The following is a 16,012-nucleotide window of genomic DNA, read 5'->3' on the forward strand; positions in this document are numbered from 1 at the left end:
GTTCGTCAGTCTGGGTGGACGTCCTTGCCCGCCGCCGCTTTCACCAATTCGTCCCAACTGGCCCGGCCGGCCGCCGCGGCGCTCACGCGCAGCTGCTTGCGCCTGGAAGTGTCTCCGCGCGCCAGTGTGACCGCCTGCTGCGGGACGCCCAGGCAACCGGCGAGCCATTTGACCAGCGCCTGGTTGGCCTTGCCGTCCATGGGCGGCGCATTCAACCGCAGGCGCAGCGCCTGCTGGCCGGCTTCGCCATACAGGCCCACGGCTTGTGTTTTGGCGGCATTCGGCACCAGGTGCACGTCGACCAGCACGTCCCCGTTCTTTTCCATTCTCAGAAAGGGAAGGTCGGGCAATGGCGCGGATGGGGTCATGGCGGCAAATGAGGTTTGGGGGCAACCAGCAGTTGGGTAGAACAGCTCGGGCATGAAAAAAGCCCGACATCTTTCGATATCGGGCTCCAAGCAGAAATACCTTACTGCTTACGGCTTGCTGGCTGTCGGAAACGGCCAGGCAGCTTGCGGGTTCAGAGTCGTCTGAGCCGCAGGGGCAGCCGCTACAGCGGGTGCTTTGGCAGCAGGTTTTTTCGCGGCTTTCTTCGCAGCGGGCTTCTTCGCTGCTTTCTTGGCGGCAGGCTTCTTCGCAGCGGCTTTCTTGGCCGCTGGTTTCTTCGCTACCTTTTTCGCGGCCTTCTTGGCTGCTGGCTTTTTGGCTGCAGCTTTCTTCGCTGCTGGCTTCTTGGCCGCTACCTTCTTGGCTGCTGGCTTTTTCGCTGGCGATTTTTTCGCAGCTGGCTTCTTGGCCGCTACTTTTTTCGCTGGAGCTTTTTTAGCCGGAGCTTTTTTCGCTGCTACTTTTTTAGCAGGAGCCTTCTTAGCCGCTACTTTTTTAGCAGGGGCTTTCTTCGGAGCAGCTTTTTTAGCCGCAGTTTTTTTCGCAGTTGCCATAGTTTTCTCCTTGATCACGTTGCAAAGAGCACTTCACGGTTGGAGTACGTAAAGCGATTCACGGCGTTGGGCCCCGGATAAACCGGGCCCAGCGCCGCGAACACAGGAGCAAAGCCCAACGCGCACTCTGCGGCGCTGTCATTGGTCATTGCAATTCTAGAAATCATTGTTGGTATGTCTTGAGCGTCTGTTCAATCAATCCCAGGAAAGGGCACCGCCGGACTGGTACTCGATCACGCGGGTTTCGAAGAAGTTGCGCTCTTTTTTCAGGTCGATCATTTCGCTCATCCACGGGAAGGGATTTTCCTCGTTGGGGAAGAGAGTTTCAAGCCCGATCTGCGTGGCGCGGCGGTTGGCGATGTAGCGCAGGTAGCCCTTGAACATGGAGGCATTGAGGCCGAGCACGCCGCGCGGCATGGTGTCTTCGGCGTAGCGGTATTCCAGTTCGACGGCCTTCATGAACAAGGCCTTGATCTCGGCCTTGAACTCGGCCGTCCAGAGGTGCGGGTTCTCGAGCTTGAGCTGGTTGATCAGGTCAATGCCGAAGTTGCAGTGCATGGACTCGTCGCGCAGGATGTACTGGTACTGCTCGGCGGCGCCGGTCATCTTGTTCTGGCGGCCCAGCGCCAGGATCTGCGTGAAGCCGACGTAGAAGAACAGGCCTTCCATCAGGCAGGCGAAGACGATCAGCGACTTGAGCAGGGTCTGGTCGGCCTCGGTGGTGCCGGTCTTGAAGTGCGGGTCGGAGATGACTTCAATGAAAGGAATCAGGAACTGGTCCTTGTCCTTGATCGACTGCACTTCGTTGTAGGCGTTGAAGATCTCGGCTTCATCCAGGCCCAGCGACTCGGTGATGTACTGGTAAGCGTGGGTGTGGATGGCTTCTTCGAAAGCCTGACGCAGCAGGAACTGGCGGCACTCGGGCGCCGTGATGTGGCGGTAGGCGCCCAACACGATGTTGTTGGCGGCCAGGGAGTCGGCGGTCACGAAGAAACCCAGGTTGCGCTTGACCAGGCGGCGTTCGTCTTCGGTCAGGCCGTTCGGGTCTTTCCAGAGCGCGATGTCGCGCGTCATGTTCACTTCCTGCGGCATCCAGTGGTTGGCACAGGTGGCGAGGTATTTCTCCCAGGCCCATTTGTATTTGAACGGCACCAGCTGGTTGACGTCGGTCTGGCCGTTGATGATGCGTTTGTCGGAAGCTTTGACGCGCTGGGCCTTGGCGGGCTCGGCAGAGACGGGGGCCGCAGGGGCCGCGGCTTGCGCAGGTGCGAAGGCGCCGTCGTTGAGCATGCGCACTTGCGCCTGGGGTTGCTCAACAGCGTTAAAAGAAAGAGGCGGAAGTTCCATCGAGCGGCTTTCAGGCGAGCCGCTGTTATGAGATGTTTGCAACGATGGTTTGACTTCTTCGTCCCAGGTCAACATAGAGGTTTCCAATACTGTGGGATTATGAAAGCAGCGATACAAAATGAAAAGTGTTCATTCACATCGCTACAAAATTGTGTTGCTCATATACATCGAATCGCGCTGCCGGTGGCCGCGCGATCCGGTGTATTTTTTTATTGGCAGGCCTCGCAACCTGGATCATCGATCGCACAGAACTTGATGTCGGTGGCGGGCGTTGCGCTCATCTGCATCTGCGCCGCGGCGGCCGCTGCTTCGAGTGCGCTCATGCCGCTCGGAGCGGTCGTGGTGCTGGACGCCACCGAGTTCATCTTGCCCGCGGTCACGGTCGATTTCTCGGCGTGCGTCGCGCTCTGCGTGCGCAGGTAGTAGGTGGTCTTCAGGCCGCGCAGCCAGGCCAGCTTGTAGGTGTCGTCGAGCTTCTTGCCCGAGGCGCCGGCCATATAGATATTGAGCGACTGCGCCTGGTCAATCCATTTCTGGCGGCGCGCGGCCGCTTCCACGATCCAGGAGGTTTCCACTTCGAAGGCCGTGGCGTACAGCGCCTTGACGTCCTGCGGCACGCGGTCGATGGGGCGCAGCGAGCCGTCAAAGTGCTTGAGGTCCACCACCATCACGTCGTCCCACAGGTTCAGGCGTTTCAGGTCGCGCACCAGGTAATGGTTGATGACCGTGAATTCGCCGGACAGGTTGGACTTGACCGAGAGGTTGCCGAAGCAGGGCTCGATGCAGGCGTCCACGCCGATGATGTTGGAGATGGTGGCGGTCGGGGCGATGGCCACGCAGTTGGAGTTGCGCATGCCGTCCTGGGCGATCTTCTTGCGCAGGGCTTCCCAGTCCAGCGTGGCGGAGCGGTCGACTTCGACGTAGCCGCCGCGCTGCTCGGCCAGCATGTCCAGCGTGTCCAGCGGCAGGATACCCTTGTCCCAGAGCGAGCCCTTGTAGCTGGCGTACTTGCCGCGCTCTTTGGCCAGCTCGGTGGAGGCCCAGTAGGCGTGGTAGCAGACGGCTTCCATGGACTTGTCGGCGAACTCGACGGCTTCCTGCGAGGCGTAGGGCACGCGCAGTTCATACAGGCAATCCTGGAAACCCATGATGCCCAGGCCCACGGGGCGGTGGCGCATGTTGGAGTCGCGGGCCTTCTTGACGGCGTAGTAGTTGATGTCGATCACGTTGTCCAGCATGCGCATGGCCGTGGTGATGGTCTTCTTGAGCTTTTCGTGGTCGACCGCGCCGTCCTTCAGGTGCTGGACGAGGTTGACCGAGCCGAGGTTGCAGACGGCGGTTTCGGTGTCGCTGGTGTTCAGCGTGATCTCGGTGCACAGGTTGGAGGAGTGCACGACGCCGGCGTGCTGCTGCGGCGAGCGCACGTTGCAGGCGTCCTTGAAGGTGATCCAGGGATGGCCGGTCTCAAACAGCATCGACAGCATCTTGCGCCACATGTCGGTGGCCTGCAGCTTGCGGGAAGGCTTGATCTCGCCGCGCTCGGCCTTGGCTTCGTAGGCGGTGTAGATTTTTTCGAAGTCCTTGCCGAACTTGTCGTGCAGGTCCGGCGTGTCGGACGGCGAGAACAGCGTCCAGCTGCCTTTTTCCATCACGCGGCGCATGAAGAGGTCGGGAATCCAGTTGGCGGTGTTCATGTCGTGCGTGCGGCGGCGGTCGTCGCCGGTGTTCTTGCGCAGTTCCAGGAACTCTTCGATATCCAGGTGCCAGGTTTCCAGGTACGCGCAGACGGCGCCCTTGCGCTTGCCGCCCTGGTTCACGGCGACGGCCGTGTCGTTGACGACTTTGAGGAAAGGCACGACGCCTTGCGATTCGCCGTTGGTGCCCTTGATGTGGGCGCCCAGGGCGCGCACGGGCGTCCAGTCATTGCCCAGGCCGCCGGCAAATTTGGACAGCAGGGCGTTTTCCTTGATGGCGTCGTAGATGCCGCCCAGGTCGTCGGCGACCGTGGTCAGGTAGCAGGACGACAGCTGCGAACGCAGGGTGCCGGCATTGAACAGGGTGGGCGTGCTCGACATGAAGTCGAAGGACGACAGGATTTCGTAGAACTCGATGGCGCGCTCTTCGCGGTTGATCTCGTTGAGCGACAGGCCCATGGCCACGCGCATGAAGAAAGCCTGGGGCAACTCGATGCGCTGCTTGCGCACGTGCAGGAAGTAGCGGTCAAACAGGGTCTGCAGGCCGAGGTAGTCGAATTTCAGGTCGCGCTCGGGCTTGAGCGCCGCGCCCAGGCGGGCCAGGTCGAACTGCTGCAGCTTTTCGTCGAGCAGTTCGTTCTGCACGCCCTTGGCGATGAATTGCGGGAAGTATTCGGCATAGCGGATGGCCATGTCTGCCTGGTTGACTTCCTCGCCCAGCACTTCGCGGCGGATGGTGTGCATCAGCAGGCGCGCGGTGGCGTAGGTGTAGTCGGGGTCTTTTTCGATCAGGGTGCGCGCCGCCAGGATGGACGCCTTGTAGACCTCGTCGATGGGGACGCCGTCGTAGAGGTTGCGCATGGTTTCCGCAACGATGGGGTCGGGCTTGACGTCGGCGCCCAGGTTGGCGCAGGACGCTTCAATCAGGGCCTGCAGGTTGCGGATGTCCAGGGCGACGCGGTTGCCGCGGTCGGTCACGTGGATCAGGGGGGCGGCAGGCGCCTGGCTTTGCGGCTGGCGCGCGCGCTCCTGCGTGCGCTTTTCGCGGTACAGCACATAGGCGCGGGCAATCTCGTGGTGGCCGCCGCGCATCAGGCCGAGCTCGACCTGGTCCTGCACGTCTTCTATATGAAAGGTGCCGCCGCCCGGGCGCGAACGCATCAGGGCGCGGATGACCGCCTGGGTCAGGCCGTCAACCGTTTCGCGAACACTCGCGGAGGCCGCGCCTTGCGTGCCGTGAACGGCCAGGAAGGCCTTCATCATGGCCACGGCGATCTTGTTGGGCTCGAAGGGCACCACGCCGCCGTTGCGGCGAATGATCTGGTAATGGGCCAGGGGATTGGACTGGGTGTTGGTATCGCCTGTTGCCGGGTTGCTCGCGGCAACGCTGGACGTTGCGGGCACTGCGTGCTGTGCTGTTTGCATGACTTCCTCTTTGCTTTGTTTTGTGACTGGCTTGATGTGCTGTTCCGGGCAATCCGTTTTGGCGTGAGGCGTTCAAAAGCATGAACCAATTCCTCGCCGCCGGGGCCCGAATTACATCAAACTGAATTAGGGCTTAGACACTATACCTAGGGTACTGGGGGAATACAAGCCACTACAGGTAGTGTATCGCCCTATGAATGCACCGTTACGTTTTGTGGCTTTTTACGCCCCGTTGCGGACACTGTTCTCACGCCTTCGCATGGATGCTTCAAGCTCACGGCAAAGCCTGATTCCATCAGGCTTTGGACGGCCATGCAACGCTGCGGCGCGGGCTTTTGCAGGCTTTGCCCCGCTAACGCAAGCCCATATTGGCGCGGTAAAAATGCCGGGAAATTCCGGGCGGCAAAGCGCACCACTGCGGTGTGGTTTTGTGCAGTGCGGCGTCAAACACCTTCGGGAAAATACCGAGGAGGCAAGGCCAGCGCGCCTTCCAGCAAAGGCCAGTCGAAGCCCGGGCCGGGATCCTGCTTGCGGCCGGGCGCGATGTGCTCGTGCCCCGCGATGTGGGCGATGGGCCAGGCCTGCAGCAACGCGGCGCACAGACCTGCAAGGGTCTCGTACTGCGGCGCTTCAAACGTGCTTCCTTCCAGGCCTTCGAGCTCGATGCCGATGGAGTCGTCGTTGCAGTTGCCGCGCCCGCGGTAATGCGATTCCCCGGCATGCCAGGCCCGGTCGCCGCAGCCGACAAACTGCCACAAGTCGCCCGAGCGGGCAATGAAGAAGTGCGATGAAACCTGCAGGCCGCGAATGCCCTGGAAGTAAGCGTGAGCTTCCCAGTCGAGCTGGTTGGTGAAGAGGCGCTGCACGTTGCCGTTGCCGAACTCACCCGGCGGCAGGCTGATGGAGTGGATGACAACGAGGTCGACCTGCGCGCGCTGGGGCCGTGGGCCGAAATTGGGCGATGCCAGCGCGCGCGCGTAGCGATACCAGCCGTCCCGCCACAGGGGCTGGGCGGCCGCCTGGTTTTCAGGCGGGCTCATCGGCGGCGTCAAGGCTGTCGGCGGGGTCGTCGCTGCCCGGCGTCACGATGTTCAGGCGGGCGATGCGGTAACGGATCTGGCGAAGGCTCAGACCCAGCCTGGAGGCCGCAGCGGTGCGGTTGAACCCGGTTTCAAGCAGTACCTTGGTGAGGATGCTGCGTTCCTGCCGGTCCAGGTAATCCTGCAGGTTTTCCGGAACGGCGACATGTTCTTCAACGGGGGCGTCGAAATGCAGCTCGCTGCCTTCGCCGAGCGCCACCGCCCGGTGCAGGGTGTTCTCGAGTTCCCGGACATTGCCGTTGAAGGGCAGCGCGCGCAGCTGTTCCATCACGGCATCCGTGAGTTCGGGTATCGCGAAGCCGGACTCCTGGCAGATCCTGCCCAGCAGGGCTTTGCACAGCGCGGGCAGGTCTTCCCTGCGTTCGCGCAAGGCCGGAACGAGAATCTCGATCACGTTGAGCCGGTAGTAAAGATCCTGGCGGAAGGTCCCGGCCTGGACTTCGGCCGCCAGGTCTTTGTGGGTGGCGCTGACGATGCGCACGTCCACCGTGTCTTCCTGCGCGGAGCCCAGCGGCCGCACGGTGCGCTCCTGGATGGCCCGCAGCAGCTTGGATTGCATGGCCAGCGGCAGGTCGCCGATCTCGTCGAGAAACAGGGTGCCGCCTTTGGCCGCCTGGAAGTAGCCCTGCCTGTCTTGCGTGGAGCCGGTGTAGGCGCCCTTGCGCGCGCCGAAAAATTCGGCTTCCAGCAAATTCTCGGGAATGGCGCTGCAGTTGACCGCCACAAAAGGGCCGGCCGCGCGGTGGCTGCAGCCGTGCACCGCGCGCGCGACCAGTTCCTTGCCGGTGCCTGACTCTCCCTGGATCAGCACTGGCGCCATGCTGCCGGCCACCTTGACGATGCGTGACTTGACGGCGCGCATGACGGCCGATTCACCGACCAGTTTCTTCAGGATGGGCGGGGCCTCGGCGGCCGGCGCCGGGGCCAGTGCCAGGGGCGCGATGCCGGCGTCCGGCGCGGCGCGTTCGGCCTTGGCCGCCGACGGCACGGGTACGGGCGCCGTTTGCTTCGTGCCTTGCACGGCCGAGGCCACCACGCTGCGGAATTGCTTGAGGTCCACCGGCTTGGTCAGGTAGTCGAAGGCGCCGGCCTTGAGGGCTTCGACGGCGTTTTCGGCGGAACCGTGCGCCGTGATGACGACGCAGCGTTCGGGGCGCTGCTGGGTGACCATGTCGCGCAGCAACTCCAGGCCCAGGCCGTCCGGCAGCCGCATGTCGGTGATGACGGCATCGAAGCGGTTCTCGCTGAGCTGCTGACGTGCCTGCGACAGGTCGCCGGCCGCCTCCACCCGGTAGCCTTCCCTGAGCAGGGTCAGCTCATACAGCGTCCGCAGGTCCGGTTCGTCGTCGATGACCAGGATGCGGGCTTGCTGGGGGACGGGGGTTTGCATGCTCATGGTTCAGGTGGGCATTGTGGCAAAAGACGGCGAGGGCGTGTTCGGGAACTGCGGGGAGGACCTGAACATGACAAAAAACTCGTTGCCGTCGATGCCGTCCCGCTGCACCCGCTGGTAGCCGATCAGGGCGCCGTAGCGCTCGCACAATTCACGGCATATATAGAGGCCCAGGCCGCTGGAGCGGCTTTCCGATGAGAAAAAAGGCTCGAACAGGTGCGTCTGAACGGTCTGCTCCAGCGGTTGCCCGTCGCTCCAGACGGACAGGCGCGCCTGCCCCGGCGTCACCACCTGGGTCGCGATGTCGATCGCATGGGCGGAATCGCTGGCGTAGCGCAGGGCGTTGTCCAGCAGGTTGATCATCAGGCGGCGCAAATGCTCCGGCTCAAAACCGACCACGGCATTGTCCGAATCAAACGTGACGCGCATGCGGCCCGAAGCCGAGGTCTGCCCGGCCCAGTCGTCGGCGATTTTCCCGACGGAGTCGTCCAGCGGCAGGGTGCTGGTTTGCGCGGCAGGCAGTTGCGCCTGGGCACGCGAGATATTCAGCACCTCGTCCACGATATGGGCCAGACGCTGCGCGTTCTGCCTGACCATGGCGGTGAGTTGCCGGTGTCCGGCGTCCTGCAAGTCTTCTTCGAGCAATGCATTGGCCTGCGAGATGGCCGCCAGGGGATTGCGGATTTCATGGGCCACCGCCGCCGACATGCGGCCCATGGCGGCCATTTTTTCGGTCCGCACACGCGCTTCCATTTCACGCAGGTCTTCCAGGAACATCACGCACAGGCTTTCATGCGTGCCGTTGGGCGAGGCGGCCAGCCGCGTGCGCACGTGCAGCCGCCGGGTGTGGCCGCTGGGAGCGTCCAGGCTGACGTCGGCTTCCTGCGGCAATTGCTCTGCGAAGGTGCGGTGCATCAGTTCGGCCAGCGACCGCCAGGCGGCCTCCCCGGCCAGGATGAAGGGCGCGCTGCGCACGGCATCGCCGGCCGTCAGCAGGCGCCGGGACGCCGGGTTGAGCGAGCGCACGATGCCGTTGATGTCAACCACCAGCACGCCGTCGGCCAGGGCTTCGATCACCAGTTCGTTCACCTGCGTTTGCATGCGCGCGGCGGACTGGCTGCGTTTGGCCAACTGCTCTTCCCTGGCCAGGCGCAAGGCCAGATGATTGGCGAGCAGCGCCACCAGGAAGAAGCCGGAGCCGCTCAGGCCAGACTGCAGGAAACGCGCATTGGGATCCCCGAGCCCCTGCAGCCAGTTCCACCAGGCGTCGGCCAGCAGCAGCAGCGTCACGCTGGCGGCTGTCCCGAAGGCCAGCAAAATCGGCCCGAGGATGGACGACAGCAACACCGGCAGCGCGAACAGCGGGGTGTAGTTGATGCCGCCGGACTGCAGGAAGTTCAGTGTCGAAAAAGTGATCACGTCCACGCCGATGGTCGACAGCCACTGCGCGTCGAAGGTGCTGCCGGGCGGCCGCGGCTTGGCCCACAGGCGCACGGCCAGTGTGGCGAACAGGTAGGCGATGCAGACCGCGATGGACCACCGGTTGGTGATGTTGCCCAGCGCGTAGATAAATGCCTGCAGGATCACCAGCACGGTCGCGATGGCCACGCGCGCCGTCATGAACGCGTGCCACAGGCGGCCGAACGACCCCAGCTCGTGCGAGGTTTCCCAGGTGCTTGAGCCCTTGTCGCCCGTCTCAAACCAGTGGGAGGGCGTGTTCATCTAGGGCCTGCGAACACTGTGTTTGCAAGATGCGTTGCGATCAAAAAGGCCTTGAGCAAGGCGCAAAACGCAGGCGGGGTGAACCCCGTCAAGGCTTTGCAACGCCGCGCAAGGTCTTTTTGATCGCAACCCGGAGGGAATGGGGTGAAAACGGCCCCACTCCGCGTTGCGCTCCTCACCCAGACTCCCGGTCTGGGATTCGTCGCGCGCCTTGATTGGGGCCGTTTTCACCCCATTCGCATTTGTAAACACAGTGTTCACAGGCCCTGGCCTCCCGCCTGGCGGCGGTGCGCGTCGCTGCAGTAAATACCGCGGTTGCCGATCAGGGCCTCGGATTTCGGCAGGTGCACACCGCAGACCTCGCAGGCCACGATTTCCGTGACGGCGGTTTCGCGCTGCGGCGGGGCGGGAGGGCGGGCCGCCGCAGCGGCATCCCGTTCCGCTTCGCGGTTGTGCCGCCAGATCCAGAACACCACCAGCACCAAGCCCATGACCAGCAGGTACTTCATGCGCGCCTCAGGATGACTTCAAGCACAAAGCGTGAACCGGCATAGCCCAGCAGCAGCAGGCCCGAGCCCAGGTACAGCACATGAACCGCCTTGCGGCCGCGCCAGCCCAGGCGCGCGCGGCCGATCAGCAGGCCGGCAAAGGTCAGCCAGGCCAGCACCGAGAACACGGTCTTGTGGTTCCACTTCCAGGCCAGGCCCGGGCCGTAAAGCGTTTCGGCGAACAGCCAGCCGACGAACAGCGTCGCAGACAGCAACACGAACCCGGCTTCGACGAAACGGAAGGTCAGTCGTTCCAGCGTCATCAGCGGCACGCCGGCGTCGGTTTGCGCGGCCTGCCGGATCGAGCGCTCGGAGCGCGTCATGAGCCAGCCGTGCACCACCGCCGCCGCGAACAATCCGTAAGACGCGATGCCCAGTGCCCAGTGCACGGGCAGCCAGGGCGAGGCGATCGCGTGGTAGGTGGTGCCCGGGAAAATCGCCGCCAGGATGACAGCCACGCTGCCCAGGCCAGCCAGCGCCCAATGGGCCTGCATCTGCGGGAAGAGGCGGCTTTCGATGGCGTACACGGTCAGCACCAGCCAGACCGTCATGGACAGCGCGGGCGCAAAGCCGAAACGGGCAGGTTCGCCGAGAAGGCCGTCGGCCAGCGCCAGCGCGTGCAGCAGCCAGGCGGCCGACAGCATGCCGCGTATGGTGCCGGGGCCCAGGCGCGGCGTGGCCAGTGCCAGGACGGCATAGGCGATGGCGGCGCCGGCTGCTGCCGCAAGACCCCACCAGTCGCTCAAAGCTAAAATCATGGCTAGAGTTTAGCCTTTACTGCTTTGCCGGCGGCCTTCCCGTCGCCCCGCGGCAGCCTTTCGTCCCCTCACCTAACTGCCCCACGCCCGTGGCGCCTCCCCATGGCCTCAGCCCTCACCGACAAGTTATCCCGCCTCGTCAAGGAAATGCGCGGCCAGGCCCGCATCACCGAATCCAATGTGCAGGACATGCTGCGCGAGGTGCGCATGGCCCTGCTCGAGGCCGACGTGGCCCTGCCGGTGGTGCGCGACTTCATCGCCCGCGTCAAGGAAAAAGCGCTGGGCCAGGAGGTGATGGGCTCGCTTTCGCCGGGGCAGGCGCTGGTAGGCATTGTCAGCAAGGAACTCGCCGCCACCATGGGCGAGGGCGTGAGCGACATCAACCTGGCGGCCCAGCCGCCGGCCGTCATCCTGATGGCCGGCCTGCAGGGCGCGGGTAAAACCACCACGACGGCCAAGCTGGCCAAGCACCTGATCGAAAAGCGCAAAAAGAAAGTGCTGACGGTCTCGGGCGACGTCTACCGCCCGGCCGCCATCGAGCAGCTCAAGACGGTCACCAAGCAGGCCGGCGCCGAATGGTTCCCCAGCACGCCCGACCAGAAGCCGGCCGACATCGCCCGTGCCGCGATCGATTACGCCCGCAGGCATTTCTTTGATGTGCTGCTGGTGGACACGGCCGGCCGCCTGGCCATCGACGAAGCTCTGATGGCGGAAATCAAGGAACTGCATGCCATCCTGAACCCGGTCGAGACCCTGTTCGTCGTCGACGCCATGCAGGGCCAGGACGCGGTCAATACCGCCAAGGCCTTCAAGGAAGCGCTGCCGCTGACCGGCATCATCCTGACCAAGACCGACGGCGATTCGCGCGGCGGCGCGGCGCTCAGTGTGCGGCAGGTCACCGGCGCGCCCATCAAGTTTTCGGGCACCAGCGAGAAGATCGACGGCCTGGAGGTGTTCGACGCCGAACGCCACGCCGGCCGCATCCTGGGCATGGGCGATATCGTCGCGCTGGTCGAGCAGGTGGCGGCCGGTGTGGACATGGCTTCGGCCCAGAAGCTCGCCGCCAAGATCAAGTCGGGCGACGGCTTTGACCTCAATGACTTCCTGGGCCAGCTGCAGCAGATGAAGAACATGGGCGGGCTGTCCAGCCTGCTCGACAAGCTGCCCGCACACATGAGCGCCAAGGCCGGCCAGGTCGACATGGACAAGGCCGAAAAAGACATCAAGCGCAAGGAAGGCATCATCCAGAGCATGACGCCGCTGGAGCGCCGCAAGCCCGAGCTCATCAAGGCCACCCGCAAGCGCCGCATCGCCGCCGGCTCCGGCGTTCACGTCCAGGAAGTCAACCGCCTGCTCAACGAGTTCGAGCAGATGCAGGGCATGATGAAAAAAATGAAGGGCAGCGGCATGATGAAGATGATGAAGCGCATGGGTGGCATGAAAGGCATGCCCAAATTCTGAAGAACCCGGTCATCAAAAAAGCCGCTTGATCAAGCGGCTTTTTTATTTGAGAAGGGAATTTCAGGCCGCTTTCAGCAGCGGCTGGCCCAGCCGGCTCGCATGCAGCCAGGCGCGGCGCAGCACCGCCGGTGAGCGGGTTTCTTCGGGAATCAGCAAATAGTTTTGCGCGCGCAGGGCCGTGCCCACGCCGACCTTGCTGGTGAGCACGGTCATGGGGATGGCCAGCAGCAGCGGCAGGCCCACGGGGATCAGCCAGACCAGCGCGCGCGCGTCGATCACGGCGATGCCGACCGCCAGCAGCGCGATCACGCCGGACATGGGCGCCAGTTGCGCCAGCGCGTGGCGCCAGGGCACCGCGGCCGCTTCGCGCGGGGGCGACTTCCATTCGAGCTTCAGGCCCGTCAGCGCCACTACTACAAACAGCGAGTGCGCCAGCATGCGGATGGGCGCCTGCAGCAGCGCGATCAGGGTTTCCAGCAGCGCACTGCGCAGCAGGGCGGCGGTGCCGCCGTAAGACTGCTGCTGGCGGTTGACCAGCACGGCGACGATACCCAGGATGCGCGGCAGGAACAGCATGCACAGCGTCCAGCCCCAGAGTGCCATCAACTCGCCCGGCAGCAGCATCCAGTCGGCGACCATGGGCGAGCCCGACAGCCACAGCGCGGTGCCGAGCGTGAGGAAACACAGCCACAGCGGCGCCGACAGATAAGCCATCGCGCCGGTGCCGAACATGGAGCGGTGCACAGGGTGTATGCCCGGCTCGGCGATCAGGCGCGAGTTCTGCAGGTTGCCCTGGCACCAGCGGCGGTCGCGTTGCAGCTCGGCCAGCAGGTCGGGCGGTTGCTGTTCGTAGCTGCCCACCAGGTCGCCCACCAGCCAGACGTGGTAACCGGCGCGGCGCATCAGCGCGGCCTCGACGAAGTCGTGCGACATGATGCTGCCGGCCATGCCGCCCGTGCCCTTGATGTGGGCCAGCGCGCAATGTTCCATGAAAGGGGCGATGCGGATGATGGCGTTGTGGCCCCAGTAGTGGGACTCGCCCATCTGCCAGAACTGCATGCCCAGCGTGAACAGGCGGCCGGTCACGCGCGAGGCGAACTGCTGCGCGCGCGCATGCAGCGTCACGTGGCCGATGGCCTGGGTGGCGGTCTGGATAATGCCGGCCTTGGGGTTGGCTTCCATCAGCTTGACCATGGAGACCAGGCAGTCGCCGCTCATCACGCTGTCGGCGTCAAGCACCACCATGTAGCGGTAGTCCTTGCCCCAGCGGCGGCAGAAGTCGGCCACATTGCCGGCCTTGCGGTCGGTGCGGCGCTTGCGCAGGCGGTAGTAGACCTCGATCTGCGGCTGCTCCGGGTGAGCGGCCAGCTGGGTGCGCAGGTCTTCCCAGGCGGCGCGCTCGGCCTGGATGATGGCCGGGTTGTTGCTGTCGGACAGCACGAACACGTCGAAGTTTTTCACATGGCCGGTCATCGCGACCGACTCGCAGGTGGCGCGCAGGCCGGCGAACACGGTGCGCACGTCCTCATTGCAGATCGGCATGATGATGGCGGTGCGCGTGGAGGCATCAAGCGGGTAGTGCTGGACTTTCTTTGACGACAGCGCGTGCTTGTCGCCGAAGATCGTCACATAGAAACCCATCATCGCGGTCATGAAGCCGGTCACGACCCAGGCGGACAGCAGCGCGAACAGCGTGATCTGGCCGTACTGCTGCCAGGCGTTGTCGTAGTCGGGTTGCATGTCGGCAAAGATGCTGGTCGCCAGCACCGTGCTGACCAGCGTGAGCAGCAGGAACACCGCGCGGCGGCGTTTCGCCGCGCGCTGCCATGGTTCTTGCCGGGCGGCGGGCAGGGGGCGTTGCGGCGCCGGGCTGGCGGCCTTGAACAGCGTCACCATGGGCAGCAGCAGGGCGGTCGCCATGCTGTTCCAGAAGCCGCGCCAGGGGCGCGGCGCCATGGAGCCGCGGTTCAGCGGCGGCGCCGTGACCGAATTCGGATGACGTTCCTCGCGCAGGGGGCTGCGCGTGCCGGACGGTATCAGGGTGTGATCAGGTTGGTCCATGTTTCGCTTACGGTGTGGTTGTCGTGTTTCAGGAAGGCGCGCAGTTCAACCGGCTGGGCCGGGTTCAGCCGCTGCACGCGCAGCGTCATGCGCCATGCGCCGGTGGCGGGATTTTTGTAGGCAATGCTTTCCAGCACGCGGCCGTTGCCGTCGGCGCTGGAGATCGCTTCGACCTTGGCGTCTTCCGGCAAGGCATCGAGTGCCGGGCCGGCAAAGTCGATGACGAACTGGACCTGGCCCGTGAGGTCGGTGCCGGCCTTCGAATAGCCGATGCCGCGGCGTGATTGCGTGACCCAGCCGTTGGGCGGCAACTGCTGGTTCTTGCCTTGCCAGTTGACTTGCCAGGCAATGTCCAGCGACTGGCCGGGCGCCGGCATTTTTTCGGGCACCCAGTAGGCCGCGACGTTGTCGTGCGTCTCGTCGGGCGTGGTGAATTGCAGCATCTCGACCCGGCCCGGGCCCCAGTCGCCGACGGGCGTGATCCAGGCGCTGGGCCGCAGTTCATAGCGGGCTTCGGTGTCTTCGTAGCTGGCGAAGCTGCGGTCGCGCTGCATCAGGCCAAAGCCCTTGAGCGACTTCATGCTGAAAGAGGTCGTCACCGGGGCCGACGGGTTCTGCAGCGGCCGCCACAGCCATTCGCCCTCGCCGGTAGCCATCATCAAGCCATCCGAGTCGTGCACTTCAGGCCGGAAATCACCGGGCCGGGGCTGGTTCTCACCGGAGAAAAACATGCTGGTCAGCGGCGCGATGCCCAGCGTGGCCACCGGCGCGCTGTTGCCGCTGGTGGCGGCCGGGCGCATGAAAATGCGCGCCTGCACCTGGGTGCTGGTCTGCTCGCCGGGCGTGATTTCGAAGCGGTAGGCGCCCGTCATGCGCTCCGAATCCATCAGGGCATAGACCGTCAGCTGCTTCGCATCGCCGGCGGGCTTTTCGAGCCAGAAGTCGGTGAAACGCGGAAATTCTTCCTTGCCGCCACCCGAGGTGTCCACGGCCAGGCCGCGGGCCGAGACGCCATAACGCTGGCCCGCGCCCAGCGCGCGGAAGTAGGTGGCGCCGGTAAACACCACCAGCTCGTCCTTGTAGGTGGGCGAATTGAGGTTGCTGAAAAAGCGCACACCGCCGTGGCCCAGGTCGCCCCAGGTCTGCGGTGACAATTTGTTTTTTCCGAAATTGAAAGTGGCCGGGTCGTAGGGCAGGGGCTTCACACCCTCTGTCGTGATTTCGTGAATGCGAACGGAATCACCGTGCCGGCCGACATGGAAAAAGTTCGCCTCGTAGGGTAATTTGTCGGCACGCCAGAGCGTGCTGTCGGCGTTAAAACGAATGTCGCGGTAGTCGTCGTACTCCATCTTCGCGAGTTCGGCGGGCACCGCGTGGGAGGCCTCTCGCCAGGGCGTTTGCGAGCGCTGGCGCGCCATCGCAGCCACATCGTCCAGGCTGAAGGCCTGCGCCTGGCCCGCTACCAGCAGCAGGGCGGCCAGGCACGCCGAGGCCGCGGAACGGGTCCGACGGAGGGCGCTGAAGCTGCGCTGAAAAGGCAGGAAAAAAGCTGGCATAGCATG

At 64.2% G+C, this 16,012-nt stretch carries 12 protein-coding genes; 1 reads left to right on the forward strand and 11 read right to left on the reverse strand.

What is annotated here, in order from left to right:
• Positions 1-5: 5 nt before the first annotated feature.
• From ACLV8F_RS06785 to ACLV8F_RS06825, 9 genes are all read right to left on the reverse strand, one after another.
• Entirely contained in the window at positions 6-326 is a 321-nt protein-coding gene (locus tag ACLV8F_RS06785; protein ID WP_411883480.1) for a DUF167 domain-containing protein, read from the reverse strand.
• 150 nt (positions 327-476) lie between these two features.
• Positions 477-941, reverse strand: coding sequence for a histone H1-like DNA-binding protein (locus ACLV8F_RS06790; RefSeq protein WP_411877994.1), 465 nt, complete (start codon positions 939-941; stop codon positions 477-479).
• 195 nt (positions 942-1,136) lie between these two features.
• Positions 1,137-2,363, reverse strand: coding sequence for a ribonucleotide-diphosphate reductase subunit beta (locus ACLV8F_RS06795; RefSeq protein ID WP_411883481.1), 1,227 nt, complete (start codon positions 2,361-2,363; stop codon positions 1,137-1,139).
• Between the two features lie 134 nt (positions 2,364-2,497).
• Positions 2,498-5,407, reverse strand: a complete 2,910-nt coding sequence (locus ACLV8F_RS06800) for a ribonucleoside-diphosphate reductase subunit alpha (protein WP_411883482.1) — start codon at positions 5,405-5,407, stop codon at positions 2,498-2,500.
• Positions 5,408-5,850: 443 nt separating this feature from the next.
• Complete coding sequence (gene ampD / locus ACLV8F_RS06805) at positions 5,851-6,447, reverse strand: 1,6-anhydro-N-acetylmuramyl-L-alanine amidase AmpD (protein ID WP_411883483.1); 597 nt, start codon at positions 6,445-6,447, stop codon at positions 5,851-5,853.
• A complete protein-coding gene (locus tag ACLV8F_RS06810) occupies positions 6,434-7,903 on the reverse strand; it encodes a sigma-54-dependent transcriptional regulator (protein WP_411883484.1) in 1,470 nt (489 codons plus the stop codon). Before ACLV8F_RS06810 ends, ampD begins: the two co-directional genes overlap by 14 nt.
• Before the next feature lie 3 nt (positions 7,904-7,906).
• A complete protein-coding gene (locus ACLV8F_RS06815; RefSeq protein WP_411883485.1) occupies positions 7,907-9,622 on the reverse strand; it encodes an ATP-binding protein in 1,716 nt (571 codons plus the stop codon).
• 257 nt (positions 9,623-9,879) lie between these two features.
• The gene (locus tag ACLV8F_RS06820) at positions 9,880-10,131 is read right to left on the reverse strand and encodes a PP0621 family protein (protein WP_411883486.1); all 252 of its coding nucleotides are present in this window, start codon (positions 10,129-10,131) and stop codon (positions 9,880-9,882) included.
• A complete protein-coding gene (locus ACLV8F_RS06825; RefSeq protein ID WP_411883487.1) occupies positions 10,128-10,928 on the reverse strand; it encodes an inner membrane protein YpjD in 801 nt (266 codons plus the stop codon). Before ACLV8F_RS06825 ends, ACLV8F_RS06820 begins: the two co-directional genes overlap by 4 nt.
• A 102-nt stretch (positions 10,929-11,030) precedes the next feature.
• On the opposite strand from ACLV8F_RS06825, the gene ffh reads away from it, so the two are divergent.
• Positions 11,031-12,389, forward strand: coding sequence for a signal recognition particle protein (gene ffh, locus ACLV8F_RS06830; protein ID WP_411883488.1), 1,359 nt, complete (start codon positions 11,031-11,033; stop codon positions 12,387-12,389).
• A gap of 60 nt (positions 12,390-12,449) precedes the next feature.
• On the opposite strand, the gene mdoH is transcribed toward ffh, so the two are convergent.
• Positions 12,450-14,450 (reverse strand): glucans biosynthesis glucosyltransferase MdoH, encoded by a 2,001-nt coding sequence (gene mdoH / locus ACLV8F_RS06835; protein ID WP_411883489.1) that lies wholly within the window; start codon positions 14,448-14,450, stop codon positions 12,450-12,452.
• Complete coding sequence (locus ACLV8F_RS06840) at positions 14,426-16,006, reverse strand: glucan biosynthesis protein G (RefSeq protein ID WP_411883490.1); 1,581 nt, start codon at positions 16,004-16,006, stop codon at positions 14,426-14,428. The genes mdoH and ACLV8F_RS06840 overlap by 25 nt, the downstream gene beginning before the upstream one ends.
• Between the last annotated feature and the right edge of the window lie 6 nt (positions 16,007-16,012).

The organism is Polaromonas sp. YR568 (assembly GCF_943369675.1).
In the GTDB taxonomy this organism is placed as follows: domain Bacteria; phylum Pseudomonadota; class Gammaproteobacteria; order Burkholderiales; family Burkholderiaceae_C; genus Polaromonas.

Bases quoted from the DNA above. Each gene is read 5' to 3' on its own strand.
- ACLV8F_RS06785 (WP_411883480.1), bottom strand. From the start codon at position 326: ATGGAAAAGAACGGGGACGTGCTGGTCGACGTGCACCTGGTGCCGAAT.
- ACLV8F_RS06790 (WP_411877994.1), bottom strand. From the start codon at position 941: ATGGCAACTGCGAAAAAAACTGCGGCTAAAAAAGCTGCTCCGAAGAAA.
- ACLV8F_RS06795 (WP_411883481.1), bottom strand. From the start codon at position 2,363: ATGTTGACCTGGGACGAAGAAGTCAAACCATCGTTGCAAACATCTCAT.
- ACLV8F_RS06800 (WP_411883482.1), bottom strand. From the start codon at position 5,407: ATGCAAACAGCACAGCACGCAGTGCCCGCAACGTCCAGCGTTGCCGCG.
- ampD (WP_411883483.1), bottom strand. From the start codon at position 6,447: ATGAGCCCGCCTGAAAACCAGGCGGCCGCCCAGCCCCTGTGGCGGGAC.
- ACLV8F_RS06810 (WP_411883484.1), bottom strand. From the start codon at position 7,903: ATGAGCATGCAAACCCCCGTCCCCCAGCAAGCCCGCATCCTGGTCATC.
- ACLV8F_RS06815 (WP_411883485.1), bottom strand. From the start codon at position 9,622: ATGAACACGCCCTCCCACTGGTTTGAGACGGGCGACAAGGGCTCAAGC.
- ACLV8F_RS06820 (WP_411883486.1), bottom strand. From the start codon at position 10,131: ATGAAGTACCTGCTGGTCATGGGCTTGGTGCTGGTGGTGTTCTGGATC.
- ACLV8F_RS06825 (WP_411883487.1), bottom strand. From the start codon at position 10,928: ATGATTTTAGCTTTGAGCGACTGGTGGGGTCTTGCGGCAGCAGCCGGC.
- ffh (WP_411883488.1), top strand. From the start codon at position 11,031: ATGGCCTCAGCCCTCACCGACAAGTTATCCCGCCTCGTCAAGGAAATG.
- mdoH (WP_411883489.1), bottom strand. From the start codon at position 14,450: ATGGACCAACCTGATCACACCCTGATACCGTCCGGCACGCGCAGCCCC.
- ACLV8F_RS06840 (WP_411883490.1), bottom strand. From the start codon at position 16,006: ATGCCAGCTTTTTTCCTGCCTTTTCAGCGCAGCTTCAGCGCCCTCCGT.